This is a genomic window from Paradevosia shaoguanensis, from assembly GCF_016801025.1.
Lineage (GTDB): Bacteria > Pseudomonadota > Alphaproteobacteria > Rhizobiales > Devosiaceae > Paradevosia > Paradevosia shaoguanensis.
In genome coordinates, this window is record NZ_CP068983.1 from 1,196,394 (window position 1) to 1,215,168 (window position 18,775).

Genomic DNA, 18,775 nt, shown 5'->3' on the forward strand with positions numbered 1-18,775 from the left:
CTCCTGCCGGGGCTAGACCCTCGGCACATAGCGCATCGCCACCGCGCCCGAACCATATTCCAGCCGATCCACGAGCTTGAGGTCGAGGGGTTTTGACATCCCCGCGAACAAGGCCGGCCCGTGGCCCATCACCTTGGGGTGGACCACGAACTCGTATTCATCGATCAGTCCCAGCTCCGCCAGTGCCATCGGCAGCTTGACCCCACCGACATAGAGCCCCGTCCTCGACTTCCGCTTGAGCTCGCGAACGGTCTCTTCCAGCTTCCCCACCGGCACGAGCTCCGCATTCCAATCCACCTGGGTCAGAGTGCTGGACACGACGTATTTCTTCGCTGCGTCGATGGTTTGAGCGAACGGCATCATCCAATCGGCCATCCAGTCCGGCCGTCCGGCCGACAGCCGCCACGCCGATTCCATCATCCCGTAAGTCACCCGCCCAAACAGCAGCGCATCAGCCCGCGCAATCGTCGCGGCCGCCCGACGATGCAATTCCTCGTCCGGCTCAATGGTCCGATGATCGCAGCAGCCGTCGAGCGTGAGGTTGATGGAGTAGCGGAGTGGGGCCATGGGTGGAGGATGGCATGGGTAGGGGTGGATGGGAAGGGCGAGGCACAACTGGCCTCCGCGCCGCGAGACCACTTATCCCCCCTCCCCGCCACTCGGCCCAGACTCTCCCCCACACCAAGGAGAGTCCCATGTCCGCCACCCGCACCTTGCCCCGTGTCACCTACGTCCTTGCCGAGCGCCATGAAGCTCTCTGGCTTCGGCTCAAAGCGCTGATCGATCAGGTGGCTGCCACAGCCCATCGTCATCCCGACAAGCCAGTGACTGCCCAGACGCGCAATGTGGCGGAGGCGCTCCTCGGGGAGGCGCGGGTGTTTCTGCCGCGTGGGGCGCGGGAGAGATTGCCCACGGCGGCGCCCGATTGGGGCGGGTTGCTCACCCAGCTCGGACAGGTGCTGGCGCAGATGGAGGCCTATGAGGCCCAGAATACCGGCTGGGACCAGGCCAGCGGAGCGCGGGTCTGGCGGTCGGCGCATGATACGTTTCCGGTGCGCCGGCTGGCGCCCAGGATCGTCGTCAAGCATCCATCGGTTTCCGCGCCGCGCCAGCCCGACATCACCAAGGAGCTCGGCAAGATGATGAAAGGCCGGTTCCACGCCGAATACCAGCGCGGCTTCGAAGATGGCCAGAAGGCGGCGCGCACCGAGCGGCTCAGGACCGAGCAGGCGGAGCAGGATCGGCTCGACGAGGAAATGGAGGCGGATCTGCTCTTTCGAAAAACTTATCCCCGTATTCGCGGCCTCGACTAGACTGGTTGCATTCCTTTCGCGCGGGGCGGACTGCAGAGCGACCAGTTGCGGAGGGGACAGCCGGGCGTGCGGGGGCGTCGCTTCCCCTGCATGGGTCCATGGGACGCCGCTCGAATCCGGGGCTCGACGATCAAGCCTGCCGGAATGGAGCCGCGATGATCAGGTCCTCAAAATCCCGGCGCCCCGAGGCGGCATCCGTCTCACTTTTTATCACTACCCATCGGGGCGAATGCCGCCTCGGGGCCCGCTCCACTTCCCTTACCCGCGCCGGGGTCTCCGGCAGCGGTTGACAAGCTTGGCTGCATTCTATATTTAACAATTACGTTAATTAACATAGACGTTAATCATGCAGGACAATCTCACCACCACATTCGCGGCGTTGGCCGACCCCACGCGGCGGGCGATCCTGGCGCGGCTGGCGACGGGGGAGGCGACGGTCAACGAGCTTGCCGAGCCCTTCGATATCAGCCTGCCGGCGATCTCGCGGCATCTCAAGGTCCTGGAGACGGCCGGGCTCATCACCAGGGGGCGCGAGGCGCAGTGGCGGCCGTGCCGGCTCGATGCGGCCCCGCTCAAGGAAGTGGCGGGCTGGGTCAACCATTACCGCATCTTCTGGGAAGGCGGGTTCGGCAAGATGGACGATTACCTCACGCAATTGCAGAAGGGAGATGACAATGGCTCGATCAGCTGAGCTGCGCGACGACGAACTGCTCATCGACAAGATGTTCGATGCTCCAGCCGCACTGGTGTTCCGTCTCTGGTCCGATCCCGCACATTTCGTGCGTTGGTGGGGTCCGAAGGGCTTCACCTGCCCCTCCGCCAAGCTCGATTTCCGCGTCGGCGGGCATTGGGAGGCCGCCATCCTCTCGCCCGACTGGCCGCCCGATTCCATGGCCGGTGTCTATCGCGAGATCGTGCCCAACGAACGGCTGGTCTTCACCTTCAAGTGGGCCCATGAGGGTGCCATCGAAACGCTGGTGACCGTCACCTGGCGCGAGGAGGGCGGACGAACGCGCCAGTCCTTCCACCAGACCCCGTTCACCAGCGTAGAGGAGCGCGACAGCCATGTCGGCGGCTGGACCGAATGCCTCGACAAGGAAAAGGCCTATGTCGAGGCGCTTGCCGGGACCGAGGCGGCCTGATCATCCTTGCGACGCGCAGGGGCGGGCGTCTAGTGTGCGCCCTCCCTGTTCGACGGAATGCCTATGACCGACGCCAAGCCCAAACTCTCGATCACCTATTGCACGCAGTGCAACTGGCTGCTGCGCTCCGCCTGGATGGCGCAGGAAGTGCTCTCCACCTATTCGCTGGAAATGGGCGAGGTAACGCTCATTCCTGGCACTGGTGGCATATTCGAGATCCGGCTCGATGGTGAACTGGTCTGGGAGCGCAAGCGGGACGGCGGGTTCCCCGACGTCAAGGCGTTAAAGCAGATCGTGCGGGACAAGATCGATCCGCAGCGCGACCTCGGCCATATCGATCGGGACAGCCACGCATAAACTGCACCCTTTCCAAATTGCGCAAAGGTAGTAACACTTTGCCAGATGTAACCGGTGAGCGGCACCGAGTCGCTTCACCCAGTCATGGGAAAGAGGGCCTCATGCCGCATGTCTTCAAGATCGTCGCCGCCAAGGCTGGCGAATACCGCGTCCAATTCGTCTACAATTCCGAAGTGATCTTCTGGACGGAAAACTACAAGTCCAAGGCCAGCGCCAAGAACGCTATCGCCTCGATGCAGAAGAATGGTCCGGAAGCCGGCGTGGTCGACCTTTCGGCCGGCGAGTCCGGCAAGGGCTATCGCTTCGAAATCGAGCAGGCCAAGAATGGCGAGCACTTCGTTCGCTTCCGCGCCCGGAACGGCGAGATCATGTCGCGGACCGAAACCTATTCCTCCAAGGCCAGCGCCAAGAACGCCATCGACTCGCTCAAGAAGAACGGGCCCAAGGCCGAGACGGTCGATGAAAGCCTTGCGGCCAAGCCGGCTGCCGCCGCCAAGAAATAGCCACCCGGCTTCCGCCTCCAGCGAACCGCGACGCGGTTCGCTTATCCTCCTCACCGCCAGCCGGGCGATAATCGCCGCAACGGGCACGGTGCCGGTTTCTCTCCCGGGCTGGAAGCTTTGACGCCTTTTGGCGTCCGGGCGAGCAAGGCGTTACCCGATTAGCAGTTCACCTGCCGGCTCTTTGTGCACTAATGTCCGACCTTGGGGGCGCCACGCGGCGCCGCGTCAAGACACGGAGATTGCCGCCTCATGAAACTGATTTCCTCTCTCGTTCTCGCGACGGCCCTGGCCATCGGCCTTGCCGCGCCGGCTGGCGCGCAGACCCTGCCGGACCTTCAGGGCCGCACCATCCGCGCCGTTACCGAAAACGCCTATGTGCCGCTCAACTTCGTGGATCCGAAGACGGGCGAGAGCGTGGGGTTCGAATACGATCTCTTCAACGAGATCGGCAAGCGCCTCAACGCCCAGGTCGAGTGGAACCTTTCGAGCTGGGACGTGATGATCCAGGCGGTCAAGGACGGCCAGTTCGATGTCGGCATGGATGGCATCACCATCAATCCCGAGCGCTCCGAGCAGATCGACTTCACCGATTCCTACCTCACCAGCCAGCAGTTCATGCTCGTGCGCGCCGATGAAAGCCGCTTCGCCGATGCCAAGAGCTTCGCTGCCGACAAGGACCTGCTGGTGGGCGCCCAGGCCGGCACCACCAATTTCTACGTTGCCGTCTATTCGGTGCTCGATGGCGACGAGGCCAATCCGCGCATCAAGCTCTTCGATACGTTCGGCGCCTCCGTGCAGGCGCTCAAGTCGGGCGACGTCGATACCGTGCTCATGGACCAGAGCTCGGCTGCCGGCTATATCGGCGCCAATCCGGGCGCCTTCAAATCGCTCGACGAGGCGCTGGGCACCGAGAGCTTCGGCTTCATCCTTCAGAAGGGGTCGGACCTGCGCGAGCCGATCAATGCGGCGCTGGCCACGATCCTTGCCGACGGCACGCTCGACAAGCTCAAGCAGAAATGGTTCTACGAGTATAACGCCGCTCAATAAGCTGCGCGCGCCATTGGGGGCTCGCGGCATTTTCCCCCGCGAGTTCCCGTATCAAGCATGTCCCCTCCGCATCCCCCCAATCGCCGCCGTGAAATTCCCTGGTGGCTGCTGGCGATCGCTCTTCTCGGCATCCTGACCTTCTGGCAGATCGTGGCCGACGAGGGCATGCGCACCATCTTCAATGCGCTCTCGGCCGGCATCATCACCACGCTCTGGGTGACAGGCGTCGCCTTTATCCTCGCCTCGCTCCTCGGGCTTATCGTAGCCATGGCGCGGACATCGCGCTTCAGGGTGGCGCGGGAAGTGGCGACTTTCTATGTCGAGATCGTTCGGGGCGTACCGCTGCTCGTGGTGCTGTTCTACGTCGCCTTTGTCGGCGCGCCGGCAATGGTGGATGGCGCCAACTGGCTCCTTGCACCCTTCATCGAGCAGGGCTGGTTGCCCAAGGTCACGGTGCGCAATTTCGATTTCACCTGGCGCGCCATCGTGGCGCTGACGGTCTGCTACTCGGCCTTTCTCGCCGAAATCTTCCGCGCCGGCATCGAGTCGGTCGACCGTGGCCAGCACGAGGCGGCCTGGGCGCTCGGGCTCTCGCGCTGGCACACGTTCCGGTTCATCACCTTCCCGCAGGCCTTCCGCACGATCCTGCCGCCCTACGGCAATGACTTCGTGTCGATGATCAAGGATTCCGCCCTCGTCTCGGCCCTTGGCGTCCAGGACATCACGCAGTTGGGCAAGGTCTATTCCTCGAGTACGTTCAAGTTCTTCGAGACCTACAATATCGTGGCATTCCTCTATCTCACGATGACGATCTCACTCTCCCTGCTGGTACGGCTGGCCGAGCGCCGGCTCAAGCGGCAGGATCACGACAGGTAGTTTTTTGCCCAGCATGCTTGTGATGGGGCGCAGGCTGCACCACATCACGGCGCGTCACACCCTCCAAGCGGATTGGAACCAAGGCCGATGCTCAAGACCCTCGCCCGTTTCGCTCTCCCCGTCGTGCTCGTGGCCGCGCTTGCCGCGTGCTCGAAGCCCGACAACCAGCAGGCCGTCGGCAAGGTTGGTGTCGACTGGACCGGCAATGACATCGCCGTCGAGGCCGTCGCCGACCCGGAGGTCAAGGGTGTCGTGTGCCACGTGGCCTATTTCAGCCGCAGCCTCATCGACCGGCTGCAGCAGGGCAACTGGTTCGAGGATCCGTCCTATTCGGCGCTCGATTGCGCCGCCAGCGGCCCGATCACGGTCGGCAACATCGCCATGGGCGGCGGCGGCGAAGAGATCTTCAAGCAGAACCGCAGCCTCATCTGGAAGAGCCTGCGCGTCACCCGCATCTACGACGCAGCCAATAATTCCCTGGTCTATCTCGCCCATGCCCGCGAGCTGCAGCTCGGCTCGGGCAAGATGTCGCTATCGGTCATCCCGCTCAACGGCGAGAACGTGACGTGGACGAACGGAAAGCCGCCATCTGCGAACGGCAATGCAGTGGGCGGAAACACTGCTGGCACGAATACGACAACGACCGGCGGCCAGATCTAGGGGCCGCTCCTACCGCACCGTGTGCAGTCTCAGCACGATGTCCTGGTCGTAGTTTCCGAACCCCCGGCCGAAGATATTCACCCCGCCCGGATGTCTGGCATCTTCCTTGACGCCGATACGCAGGCGGATGGAATGGTGGGTCTGGACGTCGAGATCCTTGAGCGAAACAGGGGAAATCTTGACCCCGTCAACATAGGTGCCCGAATGGGTCACCTTCCAGCTCTTGAGCTTGCCGTATTGGCTGCCCTTGAGCTTCCACCAGTCGGGCGTATAGACACCTCGCTTGTCGCCAAAATCGCCCGGCGACGTCCAGGTGCCGACGTCCTTGCCGTTGATGGCGACGGTGATGTCGGACGGCCAGTTGGCCGCCGTACCGGGGACTTCCGAGGAGAGCTCCATCGAGAATTCGATGGCCTCGATCTCGTTCTGCGCCAGCTTGGCATTGTTGGGGAACTGGTACTCGACATAGCCGCGCGTGAACCAGATGAGCCCGGCCTTCATGCGCTCCGGATCCAGGAACGTGTCGGGCACGTCCAGCAGCCCGATTATGCCCTCGGTCGAGCAGAGCCCGCAGGGCGCGGAGACTTCGCAGCTCGTATAGAGCCCGAGCGGCATCGCCACTTCGATCGCGTTCGCCTTGGCGTGCTGGATGTCTTCCTTGAACATCACCAGCACTTCATCGAACGTCGAATGGCAGATCTTCTGGTTGCCCTTGCGCGCCTTCTGCGTCTCGGTGCGGATCAGCCCCGCCTCTTCCAGGATCTGGACATTGGAGGAGACCGTCGATTGCGGCAGCGAGAGCGCCTCGGCGATGTCGTTGACATTGAGCGGTCCGCGTACGTGCAGGAGCTTGAGGATCCGGACACGGACGGCCGAAGCCAGGCCGCGAAGGACATCCAGCCCCTCCTCGGGGTCGACCACCAGGAAATTGCGGCTCATGATTGCTCGTCTTGATGCGGCTTGGTGCAAACGAAGAAGGTGAGTGAGTGCTGTGTCTATCAGGTTATCGGATTTATTCAAACGCCCAGCGCCATCCCTTGCCGGGATGACGGCAATTGCGCGGGTCCGGAGCCTCTTGGAACGCCTTGGTCCGGCCGGCTGGCAAAAGACAAAAAGATTTCACTCCCTCAATCTACTAACGCGGGGTATCAAACCGATATCATTGGCTAAATGATCAGGCTGCGGCGCTCCGCGGTTCGAAAGGAAGAAACATGGCAATTCTGATTGGCGACGTCGCCCCGGATTTCGAAGCTGAAACCACCGAAGGCCACATTCGCTTTTACGATTACATCGACGGCCATTGGGCTGTGCTGTTCAGCCACCCGAAGAACTTCACGCCGGTCTGCACGACCGAGCTGGGCTATACCGCCAAGCTCAAGCCCGAATTCGACAAGCGCGGTGTAAAGGTCCTTGGCCTTTCGGTCGACAAGCTCCAGGACCATGCCGGCTGGGCCGCAGACATCAAGGAAACCCAGGGCACGGCCCTCAATTTCCCGCTGATCGCCGATACCGATGGCTCGATCGCCCGCAAATACGACATGATCCATCCCAATGCCGATAATTCGCTGACCGTGCGCTCGGTCTTCGTCATCGGGCCGGACAAGAAGGTCAAGCTCAAGATCGAGTATCCGGCCTCGACCGGCCGCAACTTCGATGAAGTGCTGCGCGTCATCGACAGCCTTCAGCTCACCGCGAAGCATTCGGTGGCCACCCCGGTCAACTGGAAGCAGGGCGAGGACGTCATCATCGCCTCCTCCGTCTCGGACGATGCCGCCAAGGAAAAGTTCCCGAACGGCTGGAAGGCCCCCAAGCCATACCTGCGCATCGTGCCCCAGCCGCGCGGCTGATCAGGCACGGGGTTTTCTCCTAACCCAGACTGCGGGGCGGCCCATCGCGGCCGCCCTTTGTTTTTGCCGCTTCAACGCTTTCTTGATGTCCCGCGCGTAAGACCGAAGCGTCTCGGGAAGGCCGGTTGGGGGCTTACGCAACGGCGCTTCGTCCGCTGCGCTCACCAAATCGCAATCTTATCCTCCTGCGGGACGACCGGTGCCAGAATGCACCGGCAGAAGCGACGCAAGAGAACGAGGCGAGGCATTGACCGAGAAGCAGGCAAACGCAGCCCGCATCAACTGGCTGATCCTCTTTGCAGCCTTTGCGGCTTCGGTCGTCGTGCTGCTTGCGCGCTATTTCATCAATGTCGAAACCTCGCCCCTCATCTCGGACACCGACGACGCCATGCGGCTCGTCGTGGTGCGCGACTTTCTCAACGGGCAGGGCTGGTTCGATAACGTCCAGCATCGGCTAAACACGCCTTTCGGCGCGGAAATCCACTGGTCGCGACTGATCGACCTACCCATTGCCGGCCTCGTGCTTCTGGCTCGCCCGTTTGCCGGCGCCTCGGCTGAAATGGTCGCTGCCTTCATCTGGCCGCTGATCCTCCTTTTTATCCTCCTCGCCGTCAGCGCCAAGCTCTGCGTCCGGTTGATCGGCCGCGACGGTACCCTGCCCGGCGTGCTGCTGCCGGTCTTCTCTCCCTCGATCCTTGCCGAATTCACCCCCGGGCGCGTCGACCATCACAATGTTCAGCTCATCCTTGCGCTGGTCACGGTCTATTGCACCATCGAGGCGCTCAAGCGCCCGGCCTTCGCCATAGGTGCCGGGATTGCCTGTGCCACGGCACTCGCCATCGGGACGGAATCGATCGCCACGGTCGCGGCCGCGATCATCGCCTTCGGCTTCATCTGGATCGCCAGCCCAGCGCGCGCTACGGCGCTGCGCGATTTCGGCCTCTCCTATGCCGGCGCCAGCCTCGTGCACCTGGCCATAGCGCAGCCGCCCTCGCGCTGGTTCGAGCCTGCCTGTGACGCGCTGTCCATCGTCTATGTCACGGCGGCCATCATCGTCGCGCTGGCCTTCGTGCTCCTGTCCTATGCTCCGGTGCGGGACAAGCCGGTCTGGCTGCGCCTCGTTCTCGGCGGCGGCGTCGGCCTCATTTCCCTGGCCGCCCTCGCCCTTCTCTTCCCCGAATGCCGCAACGGGCCCTATGGCCAGGTCGATCCGTGGCTCGTCGAACATTGGATCGACAACATCATCGAAGCACGTCCGGTCTGGGAGAGCCTGGTCGCCCTGCCCGCCTTCACCGTCGCCTCCCTGGTGCCGCCCATCGTTGGCCTCATCATCGTCGGCTACCACGTCATCAAGGTGCGCGACGGCCGCACGCCCGAATGGGCCATGCTCGGGCTTTTCCTGGCCCTCGCCTTCGTCGTGATGGTCGTGCAGGTCCGCGGCGCGCGAACCGCCGGAATCATCGCCATTCCGGCCGGGGCCTGGCTCATCGTCACGGCGCGTGAACACTATATCGCCAGGAGCCGTCCCTTCCAGGTCGCCGGCCTCATCGGCAGCTGGCTGCTCTTTGCCGGCGCAGCGATCTCGGTGGTCGTCCTCTTCGCGGGCACGCTGCTGCCGGGAGGCGGTGCGGCCGGCGGCGGCGAGCGGCGCGGCGACCGCGACGCCTGCCTGGTGCCGCAGGCCTTCGTTGATCTCGCTGGCCTGCCACCGGAGCGCATGATGACGCCCATAGACCTGGGCTCGCACATGCTGCTCTTCACGCCGCACTCAGTGGTGTCTGCGCCCTATCATCGCAATCAACGCGGGGTGCTCGACACCTTCCACTTCTTCAATTGGCCGATCGAGGACGCGCGCGCCATTCTCGAGGAGCGCGGCATATCGCTGGTGGTAACCTGTCCGGGCATGCCGGAAATGCGGGGGCAACCCGATGCGTCGCCTGATTCCTTCGTCCGCCTTGCCGAAAAGAACGCTCTGCCGTCATGGCTGCGCGAGGTGACGCTCCCCGGCGCCGCTCTCAGGACCTACGAGGTCCTGCCGCGATGAGTTCCGACAGGCCCAGCTCTGCCTGAAGTTTTCGCGTGAGTTTTGCCGCCACCAGCCGATGCGCCTCGACCACATAGGCTTCGAGGTCGCCATCGGAAAGCTCGGCGCCGGCAGCTACCCGTACCCAGCCACGCTTGGCGAAATAGGGTGCCTGTCCGACCCCATCGAGCTCGGTCAGCATGTCGAATGTGAATTCGGTGACCTTGAAGACCAGAGCCGGCCGGCCTTCCGGCTCTTCGAAGCCGAGGAGGGCGAAGACCTTCTCGCCCACCTTGGCCACGGAGGCATCGCCCCATTGCCGGACGATGCTGGTCGCGGGCAGGCCCGAAATGAAATCCTCGAACCCGGCCCGCAACCTTATGCTCACTGCGCCGCTGCCTCGGTCTTGAAGAGGCCGATCGGGCAGGACACGCCGGTCCCGGCAAGCCCGCAATATCCGTTCGGATTCTTGGCAAGGTATTGCTGGTGATAGGTCTCGGCGTAGAAGAACGGCTTGGCCGGGGCGATCTCGGTAGTGATCGCGCCAAGGCCGCGCGCCTTGAGCGCCGCCTGGAACGCATCGCGGCTGGCCGCGACGATCGCAGCCTGCTCGGGCGAAGTCGTATAGACCGCCGAACGGTACTGCGTACCCACGTCGTTCCCCTGGCGCATGCCCTGGGTCGGATCGTGCTCCTCCCAGAAGGACTTGAGCAGCGTCTCGAGCGGCAGAACCTTGGGGTCGAACACGACCTTGACGCTCTCGGTGTGCCCGGTCATGCCGGAGCAGACTTCCTCGTAGGTCGGGTTCGGCGTCTGTCCACCCTGGTAGCCGACTGCGGTAACGTAGACGCCGGGCAATTGCCAGAACAGCCGCTCCGCACCCCAGAAGCAGCCCATCCCGAAATAGATGGTCTCGCTTCCGTCCGGATAGGGTCCCTTCAGGGGATGGCCATTGACGAAATGCAGCTCGGCCACCGGCATTTCGCTCTGCCGGCCCGGCAGCGAATCAGCGGCGGACGGAATGGTCGACGGTTTGGTCTTGAAGAACATCGCAACTCCTTGCCGAAAGGGTCAGATCTCGTCGGTCCTGACATATTGGCGCGCATATCGCGAGCGGCCGAGGAAGGCCAGGATAATCGCAGGCACGCCAACGACCACGAAGCTGGGCACCGTCAGGAGGCTGGTCAGCATAGGCGTAAGCGCGGGGCCGAAAAAGCGCGTTTCGAGGAAAGCCTCGACCCATTCGAGGCTCCCCGCATTGAGCGACTGCCAGAGATCGCCGAGAGGCGTCATGACCAGCGCATTGGCTGCCAGGGACTTGGTGCCGTCTATGACGGCTAGGATCACGGCTATGCTCAATAGCCACGTTCCCAAGGTACGCAGGATGAGACGCATATTACCCTCTGCAGCCCGTGCCCCGCAGGATCGCTCCCTGCCCATCGACCGCGCCCCTTTCTTGCACGGCCGGACCGACATTCACAAGATAGGGCGGGGACATAGCAAAACAATGCTTATCAGCCGCTTGTGATCCCTTGCGGATGCGCTCGCGATGGGTATATTGCGCCCGCTTGCTGCCCAACGGGCCCTGCAACGCGGAGAGATGGCCGAGTGGTCGAAGGCGCACGCCTGGAAAGTGTGTAGGCGGGTAACCGTCTCGAGGGTTCGAATCCCTCTCTCTCCGCCAGTTACATTTTTTGATCTCGATTGATCGCGGCAACCTCCTGATACTGCTGGGTTTTTGACGTTCGGTGACGGCCATTCCGTCGAGCGTCGTATCCATGACTGTACCCAAGAATGTACCCAGACTCTCCGCCGAGAAGTCGACTCGCCATCTGACCCGACACGGGTCCGGATGGCGGTTTCAGGTCCGCGTCCCCGCCGATCTCAAGAAACATGTGCGAATCCTTTTTTTCCGGTGTTCAATCGGTGCACTGCCGATCCGCGAGGCGAACCGAAGGGCTCGACTGCTTGCGGCTGCGGCGGAGAGTGTTGCTAGTAAGGTGCGTAGCATGGCGGAAGAGATGCAGGTTGACGGTCACTCGATGTTTGACCTCACCCCCATGGCGATGGCGGAATGGACGGGGTTCTTTCGGGGGCTCGAAATGTCGCTGGTCATGGCGCCGAAATCCGAGCCGGTGCCTGAACCCTATATCGAGGGCTTGCGCGAGCTGATCCTGATCAACAAGGAGCAGCCGACATCGCGCTACCTGTCGGAAAACGCCGACCTTCTGCGGCAACGCGCCATAGACAAGATGCGCGGTCAGAACGAGACAGGCACCACGCAGTCCAACGCGGTGCCGTTGGTCACCGCCATGGAACGCCTGACGACGGCTCTGGAACGGCAGGCCAAGGTAATTGCCGCTACTGTCGATGCTGCTCCCGCCGCCGCTGCGGCCTCGGCGCCAACCTTCCTTGCTGCCGCTAAGACCTATATCGACACGCGGATTGCGGCCAATGGTGGCAAGGAGAGCGGTGACATTCATTCGATCCGTGGACGGGCCGAATTGTTCGCTACCCTGATCGGCGACAAGCCCATCAATGAGTATGCCGCTCCCGACCTGCAAGCCTATCTCAACAAGCTGCAATACTGGCCGCCTGAGCGCGATAACGTGGAGGCGTTCGAGGGCAAGACTGCTCTGGAAATTCTCGCCATGAACGAGAAGCACGACTATGGCGTGATGGCCCGCAACACGGTTACCGGCCACTACGTTGCTGACGTGAAAGCGATCATGTCGCTGGCCGCTTCCAATGCGAAGGTGACCGATCCCTTTGCCGGGGCGCGACTGTTTTACCCGACGATCTTCGCGGAGCCGAAGCGGCGCAAGGCCCCGGCCATCGGCAAGGTGGCGAAGGCGTTCCACCTCGGGGTGGAATCGGGCGAGTTGCACAAGGCGATGATCCTGCCGCTTGGCTTCTGGACCGGGCGGCGCATCGGGCTGCTGACGCGATTGCAGGGGCCGAATATCCGGCGCGTGGGCGACTATGTTGTGGCGAGCCTCGATCAGCATTTTCGTGGCGAAGATGGGGCGCTCGAAAACAATGGTTACAAGACCGCAGCGTCTCTCGACGGCTTCATCATGCACCGGTTCTTTGACGACATCGGCTTCGTTGATTGGGCCATGAAGCAGCCGGGCTTTATTTTCGAGCGGATGAACCAGTGCGACGATCCGGAGGACGCGATGCAGAAGGCCGCGAACAAGCTGCTCAAGGAAGCCGAGACGGGCGGTTCCTATCACGGTTTCCGGCACCAATGCACGACGCGGATGCGGGATGCTGGGGTGACCGAATATTCGCGCCGTGTGCAGGCCGGGCACTCAAGCCGCGACAGTCATGAGGACTATGGCGACCTCGTCGTCGATCCGACCGATGCGCCGCTGCTCGCCAACCTGCCATTCCCCGATGGATTCGACCCGAGCACCTTCATGGGGCTCGATTTCGTCGCTTTGGCGCGGGCCTGAGCGTGGTAACCGGCACTGGGCAGCAGCCCGCCCTCCATGACCAGTAAGCGGCACATCGTAGGTGGGAAGCCGCAGTCAAAAGTGGAGGCTTGATCGAGCATCCCTAAGGAAGGGGCGCAGGGAGTTCTGCTTCCTCGAACCATTCGTCTATCGAGGTAGACAGAGCGCAAGCCGGCCAGAAAAAGCGCGGCCCCACCAACAGCACGGTTACGGTCTGACCTCGGTATTCCGCAAAGGCCCCACCTCGCATCATGGATGTGTCAACCGGCAGGCTTCGGATGGTGCCGTAACTCTCGCCGTCAGGTGCCTCGAGCCATCGCCAAGGAATATTTGTGCCAGCTGAATTGTCCAGCAAAATCATCGATCTATCTTCTCGTTCCCGATAAACGAGGACGCCGTTGAAACGATCATAGTCAATGACGAGGACGTCGCGGTATTTGTCGGCCATGCCATCTGGCTCCTGCCAAAACACCGGAAGTTGGCCTTCTCGGCACGTAACAGTTCCATCATCCTCAACAGTGAGGGCGTGCGCTTGTGTAACCAACAACCCAACGATCACCGGAAACGCGCACCATCGATAGAGAAAGGAGAACCGGCCCCGCAATTGGTGACTTGTCATGCTGGTCGATGCTGGCATGAGCTACTTCCCGATCGACAGTGACAAAATACGATAGAATGCGTCGTAGGCTGGTTGCAGCTTTCCCGACCGAATCTCGGCACGGATGTCCCAACACGCCACGATCATGTTTATCTCATCGCGTCGCTCGGCTTCCCCCACACCCGAACGATCCATTTCATCATGAAGAATAGACACCCAGTCGGAGAGCGATTTGCTTCCGTTCCGGCCCAACAACTCTCGGTCCTTGGGATCGCTGGGCGCTTGTGTGTCATGGGTGGTAAGAGAGCGATAGAAGATGCCGCTCTGCGCAATCTTGAAAAGAGCCTCGCCTAAAACTCCCCGAGCCGTGGCATCGGACCACGAATACATTTGCAGGATTGTGAGGACCGCCATGTGCGCCATGCCACCATCGGACCTCCTGGTCTTGTCGGTTTCCTCTGCCTGTTTGCGTAACATCATCCGGCGTTCGGAATCGGACCAGCGCGTCTCAGAGAGTGGACCTAAGAGTTTGTATACAGTCCTCGCATAGACATATGCCGCCCCTGGGCAGGACGCCGCCAAATTCTCATAGGCTGGCCACAACCCTGCGGCGGCCAGAAACTCGCCTTCACGCTTCTTTCTGCCAAATCCAAACATGCGGTGGCCCCCTCCCTCATTCCACGGTCTCCGATTCTCCAACTCTGCGATTCAATTTACAAGTCCGCTGGTGCCCCCAGAATGCGATAGACGCTCGACCGGCTGATGCCGAGTTCCTCGGCGATCTTGCTGGGTTTGGTGCCCTTGGCGGCGAGTTCCTTCACCTTGCTGGAATGGCGCTGGGCGGTCTTCTGCCGCCCAGCATAGCGTCCTTCCCTCTTGGCCCTGACGATGCCTTCCCGCTGCCGCTCCAACATGATCTCGCGTTCAAATTGCGCGATGCTGCCAAGCAGATTCAGGAGCAATTGCCCCATGGGGGTACTGGTATCGATGGCTGGGTCGAGGATGCGCAGCGTGACGCCCTTGGCCTTGAGGTCGTCGGCAATGGCGACAAGGCCGGAGACGGAGCGGGCGAGCCGGTCAATCTTGGTGACGACAAAGACGTCACCGTCGCGGACATAGATCATGGCGGCGTCAAGCTGGGCACGCTCGGCAACGCTGCTCACCTGCTCCTGAAAAATCTTATCGACACCGATAGCGGTGAGTTCGCCAAGCTGAGCTTCCAGTCCCGCGACTTGGTCGCTGGTGGAGGTGCGGGCGTAACCGATGGTCTGGCCGGTGATGGTCTTGGTCATGATGAGAGTCCCACTAGGGTCTAGGCTTGCTGAGAAATCGGCGTGTTTTGTCCCACATGGTCTGGAATGGACCCGTGTGAGACGGTTGCGGTCGAGGGCGTGTTGTCGCCCACGGGCAGGGTCGTGTGAGACGTGGGATGGCGACGGGCGGCACTATCCTCAAGCACGCTCACCCAGATATTGACGCCTTCGGTGTCCACCCGCATGTGCCGATGGTTGGCGGCGACATATTCTACAGTGCCCGCAACAAGCTCGGCTCCATGCGTCCAGGTCCAGTCCCCCTTGAGGATTTCGATTTGGTCCTGAGCCAATCTCTTGGCGATAGGATCGGGCATGCGCTGCTGGGCATGAATGAGTTCCGCAATCTCGGCGGCGAGTTCGGTGGAATATTCAGGGGCCTCATTGGTCTGCTCCAGAGCCCACCACCGCGACCGAAGCCACCCCTCACGTCTGAAGGTCTCGACATGGGTGAGGAACGTGCCCGTCAGGTTGAGGTCGAGCAGCTTGGTCCATACCGTTGCTGGAATCGTGCCAAGGCGGGAAGTCTCATCGAAGGTGGGGCCGGGATCGGTCCCCGGCTCGATACCGAGCTTCTTCGCCATGCTGGCCGTGATGACACCCGACTTCTGGCCACGAACGGCCTCAACGAACTCGCGGAAATACCCCTGCATCTCGACATCGCCATTTGCTGCAAGCTCGGCAATATCGAAAGGGCTGAGGCTTGTGTCGTCGTCCATCGCGTCGGCGAGCTTGCCGGTGACTTCGGCGCGCCTATGATGATGGGCGGGATATGCGTTCGGCTTGGCGTCGAGGATGGTGGCCGATTGCTGGGTCTTGGCGGCGCGATAGCCCAGTGCCGCCAGCTTGGCGATATAGCTGTCGAGCAACATGGACGCACCGGCCTTCAGGGCCTCCATATCATCGGTGAGGCACGCGATACTGACATGCAGGTGCGGATGCCACCCACCACGCCGGCTGAGCCGCACATGGGTATCGGTCATCGCCCCAACCACCTGCATCAATGGGGCGATTTCGTCATTCCAGAGCCTGTCGCCCCGCGACCGCGTTGCAGCCGATTTGAGGGCTTTCATCAGCACACCAAGCCTGTCATCGCGGGCGTGTTCGATAGTGAGGACGAACGTGACCACCTTGCCACCCCGCGCCGTGGTGGCCTCGTGAACGAGTCGGTAACGTCGGGCTCGCAAGGCCGCGACATGCCGGGCACAGAGGGGGCACGCTTCTCCATTCCCGCAGCGGAAGATGCCTGTCACCGATGCTCGTTCCGTGCCGTTCGCCCGTTCGATGAGATGCACCGACACAGCCTTCTTCCGCGCATGACCGCAGGCACACACCGCTGGTCCCTTCCCCTTGCTGGGCGACAACATGGTCTGGATGGGCCGGAGCAGGTGCCGATAGTCGTGTTGTGTCGGCGGCTTCGGTTCCTTCTGGATATGGACGACCTCCTTGAGGAACCTAAGAGAGTGATCCTCCGTGCCAATCCCGCAGGCCATGGCGGGCACCCCAGCCACGGTGCTGGGCGGGATGCTACCGACGCCTTGTGCGGCGTTCTCTTGAACGGGCTGGGAGGGCTGTTGCCGGGCATCGTCCGTACCAAAATCCGAACTGACGGCAGGCCGGGCAGGCTCAGAAATTGCCGTGGCTGCCTCGGCTGCCTTGTCGGCTTCGAGAAATTCGATGAGGTCGGTCTGCACCATGCGAGGGCGACGGGGCCGTTTCGTCTTCGTTGGCACCGGCATGTCATCGGAAGCCGCTGGGGCACGCGGAGGGTTCCTCTGGGCCGGTGGCAGGCCCTGAGCGAGATTATACTCATCGATGAGGTCTTCGAGATCGATCATGCCCATGGTTCATCTCCACGGCAACGGGGAAGCCGTCGCTGCGGGAAATGATCAGGGTGGAGAAAGAAAGTGTACAGATACAGCGGGTTAGCCGGTTTCGCGTGCGCCGACAAAGGGGGTAGGGCAGGTAGCGCGAAACCATAGCTGAGAGGCGACAGGTTGCCTTTTGAGGCACCTTCCCGATGGGTGTCTGTGTCCCCCTAGCACCCCCCAAAAAACGACCCGCGTAGAGGTAGGTTCTGGACCTCACACGGCCATAGCCCATGGGGCATAAGTGTGTCGGTACGGCAACAGTGACGGAAGGAATCCGTACAGGCACCATGCTGAAGTGCATATCCGACCGTCGGCAACCCACGGATATGGACTCCAGCGGGGGCGTAGCCGCCGCCGCTACCAGCGAATCGATCCAGCAGGCGATGGGGTGAGACTGCTATCCGAAATCAAGCGGAATACCCCACTGGTTCACGGCCCACGGGTTGCGTGGGCCTTTGCGTTTCCGCTCGACCTTGGCGCCAGCCCACGCCACAAAGGCCGGGCCGCAATAGACAAAGCGGGGGTAAGCCTGCGTCATGCGTTGGGCCGCAATGATCTCGGCCAGTGCCGCCATTCCCGCCCGCCGCTGTGTTTCCATTTCGCCCATACGCGCCACGCGTTCGGCACTCTCGGCCTTCTCCACCCGCGCCAGATTCGCCTCCCCGCCCATGACGGCGTGCTCGGCGGCAATCAGGTCGTCGCGGGCGATAGCGACAGCACGCTCCAACATGACCACACCCGGCTTCGGGGGCTGACGGCCCAGCAGTCGGTCGGCAAGGCTCCTGTGAGGCTCGGGAACCGCTGCAAGCTGCTCCTGTGCTGCCCTATAGGTCTTCAGCGCCTCGGCATGCCGGGCACTGGTCGCATCACGATATTGTCGGGCAGTATGCAGGCGGGACGACACCGCCGTTTCCGGCCTCGCTTCGGCGGCGGCGATCCGTGCCCGTGCCTGCGTTTCCAGTGCCGCGAGGTGCTGCCCCGTACGCTGTTCCTGCGATTGCCCTATGCCGGATTTCGCCAGTACCATGAGGGCCGTTGCCGCCTTACCGATGGCCTCGCTTAGTCCGCGTCCAGCATCCGGCGCAGGACGTGTGCGATCCCCGGTTCCTCCAAGCGCTGATGCAGGGCTTCGAGGGATTGCCGGTTCTGCTCCACTCCGGTGACGATCATCTGAAGCAGCCGGATCATCGTGTCGAGGACCGACGCCTCCTCGCCCGACATCGGCAGTGCTGTGGTCTTCGCCAATTGCAATATCGTGCCCAGATCGCGCTTGAGAATGGTCGTGTCCTGCAAAATCAACTGGGCGAGGTTGGGTGTGGTCGGTGGGTTGGTGGTGGTCATGGCGTTTCCTTTCGAGAAGCGTGTTGAGTTCGGCGCGACGAACGTCGGCAAGGCGGTTGGCGGCACCGAGGACGACGCCGCCAGCAATAGTGCGGATGACGACGACGCCGGCCTTGTCGCCTGCCGCCAGTTCCAGCCCGTGGCCGCCCAGGCGGCTGCGGAAGTCATCAGCATTGGTGCTGGCCGCCCATGCGGCTCGGACATGCTGCCGAGCCTGCGCCAGATCGACCCCAGCCCTCTTGGCCGCCTGATGCGCCGACGAAGAGAATGCCTCCACCGGCTTCGGTCCTTTCCCCAGCACCGTATCGAGGCGGTCGGCCAGATCGCCCCTGCCTTCGGCCCGCAAGGCCGACAGAACGGCCAGATCATGCGCACCCGGCACCACGGGATGCCCGAATAGAAGCTCAAGCTGGCGGGCAATCTTCTCAT

General features: G+C 62.4%; 23 protein-coding genes, 1 tRNA gene and 1 pseudogene. 14 read left to right on the forward strand and 11 right to left on the reverse strand.

The genetic code is table 11. The annotated features are described in order from the left end of the window. Positions 1-12: 12 nt before the first annotated feature. Positions 13-567, reverse strand: a complete 555-nt coding sequence (locus JNE37_RS05475) for a dihydrofolate reductase family protein (protein ID WP_182398429.1) — start codon at positions 565-567, stop codon at positions 13-15. A gap of 128 nt (positions 568-695) precedes the next feature. Here JNE37_RS05475 and JNE37_RS05480 point away from each other — a divergent pair, with 128 nt between their 5' ends. The 9 genes and pseudogenes from JNE37_RS05480 to JNE37_RS05515 all read left to right on the forward strand — a co-directional run bounded on the left by JNE37_RS05480 (position 696) and on the right by JNE37_RS05515 (position 5,898). After that, positions 696-1,313, forward strand: coding sequence for a hypothetical protein (locus JNE37_RS05480; RefSeq protein WP_203065579.1), 618 nt, complete (start codon positions 696-698; stop codon positions 1,311-1,313). A gap of 346 nt (positions 1,314-1,659) precedes the next feature. After that, complete coding sequence (locus JNE37_RS05485) at positions 1,660-2,004, forward strand: ArsR/SmtB family transcription factor (protein WP_035032987.1); 345 nt, start codon at positions 1,660-1,662, stop codon at positions 2,002-2,004. Beyond that, positions 1,988-2,455, forward strand: coding sequence for an SRPBCC domain-containing protein (locus JNE37_RS05490; RefSeq protein ID WP_203065580.1), 468 nt, complete (start codon positions 1,988-1,990; stop codon positions 2,453-2,455). The genes JNE37_RS05485 and JNE37_RS05490 overlap by 17 nt, the downstream gene beginning before the upstream one ends. 63 nt (positions 2,456-2,518) lie before the next feature. Next, the gene (locus tag JNE37_RS05495; RefSeq protein ID WP_035032992.1) at positions 2,519-2,812 is read left to right on the forward strand and encodes an Rdx family protein; all 294 of its coding nucleotides are present in this window, start codon (positions 2,519-2,521) and stop codon (positions 2,810-2,812) included. A 101-nt stretch (positions 2,813-2,913) separates the two neighbouring features. Continuing rightward, positions 2,914-3,021: pseudogene (locus tag JNE37_RS22855) on the forward strand (YegP family protein); the annotation flags it as partial. 51 nt (positions 3,022-3,072) lie between these two features. After that, complete coding sequence (locus JNE37_RS22595; protein ID WP_246513645.1) at positions 3,073-3,315, forward strand: YegP family protein; 243 nt, start codon at positions 3,073-3,075, stop codon at positions 3,313-3,315. Positions 3,316-3,564: 249 nt separating this feature from the next. Then, positions 3,565-4,362 carry a transporter substrate-binding domain-containing protein gene (locus tag JNE37_RS05505; RefSeq protein WP_035032999.1) on the forward strand — a complete coding sequence of 266 codons (798 nt, stop codon included), beginning with the start codon at positions 3,565-3,567 and terminating at the stop codon, positions 4,360-4,362. Positions 4,363-4,419: 57 nt separating this feature from the next. Next, positions 4,420-5,238: an amino acid ABC transporter permease gene (locus JNE37_RS05510; protein ID WP_203065581.1), complete on the forward strand. Its 819-nt coding sequence runs from the start codon at positions 4,420-4,422 to the stop codon at positions 5,236-5,238. Positions 5,239-5,325: 87 nt separating this feature from the next. After that, a complete protein-coding gene (locus tag JNE37_RS05515; RefSeq protein WP_203065582.1) occupies positions 5,326-5,898 on the forward strand; it encodes a CreA family protein in 573 nt (190 codons plus the stop codon). Between the two features lie 9 nt (positions 5,899-5,907). On the opposite strand, the gene JNE37_RS05520 is transcribed toward JNE37_RS05515, so the two are convergent. Further along, positions 5,908-6,837, reverse strand: coding sequence for an ArsR/SmtB family transcription factor (locus tag JNE37_RS05520; RefSeq protein WP_035033005.1), 930 nt, complete (start codon positions 6,835-6,837; stop codon positions 5,908-5,910). Between the two features lie 272 nt (positions 6,838-7,109). On the opposite strand from JNE37_RS05520, the gene JNE37_RS05525 reads away from it, so the two are divergent. Both JNE37_RS05525 and JNE37_RS05530 read left to right on the forward strand, forming a co-directional pair. Further along, on the forward strand, positions 7,110-7,745 hold the full coding sequence (locus JNE37_RS05525) for a peroxiredoxin (RefSeq protein ID WP_035033007.1): 636 nt from the start codon (positions 7,110-7,112) through the stop codon (positions 7,743-7,745). Positions 7,746-7,992: 247 nt separating this feature from the next. Then, a complete protein-coding gene (locus tag JNE37_RS05530; RefSeq protein WP_203065583.1) occupies positions 7,993-9,789 on the forward strand; it encodes a glycosyltransferase family 39 protein in 1,797 nt (598 codons plus the stop codon). On the opposite strand, the gene JNE37_RS05535 is transcribed toward JNE37_RS05530, so the two are convergent. The 3 genes from JNE37_RS05535 to JNE37_RS05545 are packed head-to-tail and all read right to left on the reverse strand — an operon-like array spanning position 9,761 to position 11,163. After that, complete coding sequence (locus JNE37_RS05535) at positions 9,761-10,156, reverse strand: MmcQ/YjbR family DNA-binding protein (RefSeq protein WP_203065584.1); 396 nt, start codon at positions 10,154-10,156, stop codon at positions 9,761-9,763. The genes JNE37_RS05530 and JNE37_RS05535 overlap by 29 nt on opposite strands. Beyond that, a complete protein-coding gene (gene msrA / locus JNE37_RS05540) occupies positions 10,153-10,818 on the reverse strand; it encodes a peptide-methionine (S)-S-oxide reductase MsrA (RefSeq protein WP_203065585.1) in 666 nt (221 codons plus the stop codon). Before msrA ends, JNE37_RS05535 begins: the two co-directional genes overlap by 4 nt. 21 nt (positions 10,819-10,839) lie before the next feature. After that, positions 10,840-11,163 carry a hypothetical protein gene (locus JNE37_RS05545; protein WP_182398437.1) on the reverse strand — a complete coding sequence of 108 codons (324 nt, stop codon included), beginning with the start codon at positions 11,161-11,163 and terminating at the stop codon, positions 10,840-10,842. Positions 11,164-11,362: 199 nt separating this feature from the next. On the opposite strand from JNE37_RS05545, the gene JNE37_RS05550 reads away from it, so the two are divergent. Both JNE37_RS05550 and JNE37_RS05555 read left to right on the forward strand, forming a co-directional pair. Further along, positions 11,363-11,452: transfer RNA gene (locus tag JNE37_RS05550), tRNA-Ser, on the forward strand. A 94-nt stretch (positions 11,453-11,546) separates the two neighbouring features. Then, positions 11,547-13,226 carry a DUF6538 domain-containing protein gene (locus JNE37_RS05555; protein ID WP_203065586.1) on the forward strand — a complete coding sequence of 560 codons (1,680 nt, stop codon included), beginning with the start codon at positions 11,547-11,549 and terminating at the stop codon, positions 13,224-13,226. A 103-nt stretch (positions 13,227-13,329) separates the two neighbouring features. Here JNE37_RS05555 and JNE37_RS05560 read toward each other — a convergent pair whose 3' ends face one another. The 6 genes from JNE37_RS05560 to JNE37_RS05585 form a co-directional block, all read right to left on the reverse strand. Continuing rightward, positions 13,330-13,674: a hypothetical protein gene (locus JNE37_RS05560; RefSeq protein WP_203065587.1), complete on the reverse strand. Its 345-nt coding sequence runs from the start codon at positions 13,672-13,674 to the stop codon at positions 13,330-13,332. Positions 13,675-13,866: 192 nt separating this feature from the next. Beyond that, entirely contained in the window at positions 13,867-14,481 is a 615-nt protein-coding gene (locus JNE37_RS05565) for a hypothetical protein (RefSeq protein ID WP_203065588.1), read from the reverse strand. Between the two features lie 56 nt (positions 14,482-14,537). Beyond that, positions 14,538-15,116 (reverse strand): recombinase family protein, encoded by a 579-nt coding sequence (locus JNE37_RS05570; RefSeq protein WP_203065589.1) that lies wholly within the window; start codon positions 15,114-15,116, stop codon positions 14,538-14,540. Positions 15,117-15,136: 20 nt separating this feature from the next. Beyond that, the gene (locus JNE37_RS05575) at positions 15,137-16,978 is read right to left on the reverse strand and encodes a hypothetical protein (RefSeq protein ID WP_203065590.1); all 1,842 of its coding nucleotides are present in this window, start codon (positions 16,976-16,978) and stop codon (positions 15,137-15,139) included. 424 nt (positions 16,979-17,402) lie between these two features. Beyond that, on the reverse strand, positions 17,403-18,032 hold the full coding sequence (locus JNE37_RS05580; protein WP_203065591.1) for a hypothetical protein: 630 nt from the start codon (positions 18,030-18,032) through the stop codon (positions 17,403-17,405). Between the two features lie 32 nt (positions 18,033-18,064). After that, positions 18,065-18,346 carry a hypothetical protein gene (locus tag JNE37_RS05585; RefSeq protein WP_203065592.1) on the reverse strand — a complete coding sequence of 94 codons (282 nt, stop codon included), beginning with the start codon at positions 18,344-18,346 and terminating at the stop codon, positions 18,065-18,067. Here JNE37_RS05585 and JNE37_RS05590 point away from each other — a divergent pair. Continuing rightward, positions 18,345-18,746 carry a hypothetical protein gene (locus tag JNE37_RS05590; protein WP_203065593.1) on the forward strand — a complete coding sequence of 134 codons (402 nt, stop codon included), beginning with the start codon at positions 18,345-18,347 and terminating at the stop codon, positions 18,744-18,746. The two genes, JNE37_RS05585 and JNE37_RS05590, sit on opposite strands and share 2 nt — an antisense overlap. The last annotated feature ends 29 nt before the right edge of the window (positions 18,747-18,775 follow it).